The following is a 986-nucleotide window of genomic DNA, read 5'->3' on the forward strand; positions in this document are numbered from 1 at the left end:
TTCCGAACGTCATGCCACACGCTGGTGGAGAACGGCCTGTTGAACAAGTACCGGAATGCTTCTCTAAAGCTGGCCTTTAGGCTGACCGACGATGGCAGGGAACGTGCAGGAGAGATATACCGAAAACGGCTGGAAGAAGAGCAAGAGAAGTAATACGCCCCATAACGGGGCGTATCGAGTTAAACGGCAAAGCCGTAGTGGGTGCCGTCCGGAAGTTCAACATCGAGGCGTAGCTTGCCACCGGAGGCCTCAACGTACCGCTTAATGGACGACAGCTTGAGATCTCGTCCAGGTTTTTCCATCTCGGAGACTGTCGGCTGTCTCACACCCAGAGATGCAGCAATTTCCCCCTGGGTAAGGTTCATGCGATCACGAAGCTCTGCCAAGTGGATGTTCAGTAACATCTCAGTGGCCGCTTTCTGTGCTTTGGCAACAACCTCAGGCTTTTCTGTTGCCAGCATTTGGTCAAGAGTTCTTGCCATAACGTCACTCCTTCTTCAATTTATCCAAGTGCGCCGCAAACTCGCGGTCTGCAATTGGGATCATTACTTCATAAAACCTTTTCGCGTCCCCGGTCTTGTTACCGGCGCAGAGAAGAATCCCCTTACGCTTTGGATCGAACGCAAAGAACGCTCTGATAGGATCTCCTTTGCTTTGGACCCGAAGCTCTTTCATGTTGCTGTAGGATGAACCGTTAACAGTATCCGCGTATGGCCTCGACAGCATGGGGCCTCTATCTCGCAGCACCATCATCGAAGCCAGCACGTTTGCTCTATCGGTATCATCCAGAGCATCGAACCACTCATCAAAGGTGTCGGTTGTCTCGATGACCCACATGATTTCTCCTTACTTAATATAGGTGCAATCCTATATAGATTCAAACCTATAATCAAGAAAAATCGGCGGCGATGGGGGCCGAAATGTCAGTAAGTAGTCATGTGACTAAAATAGGGGGTAGAATAAGCCTCGATATAGTCATGTGACTA

2 protein-coding genes are annotated in these 986 nt (G+C 50.0%); both read right to left on the reverse strand.

Annotation, left to right across the window (positions count from 1 at the left end; translation table 11 throughout):
* Nucleotides 1-179: 179 nt before the first annotated feature.
* Entirely contained in the window at nucleotides 180-482 is a 303-nt protein-coding gene (locus R7P74_RS25115; RefSeq protein ID WP_000124640.1) for an XRE family transcriptional regulator, read from the reverse strand.
* Between the two features lie 4 nt (nucleotides 483-486).
* The gene (locus R7P74_RS25120; RefSeq protein ID WP_318123359.1) at nucleotides 487-837 is read right to left on the reverse strand and encodes a type II toxin-antitoxin system RelE/ParE family toxin; all 351 of its coding nucleotides are present in this window, start codon (nucleotides 835-837) and stop codon (nucleotides 487-489) included.
* Nucleotides 838-986 lie beyond the last annotated feature (149 nt).

The sequence above is a fragment of the Vibrio sp. 2033 genome (genome assembly GCF_033339735.1).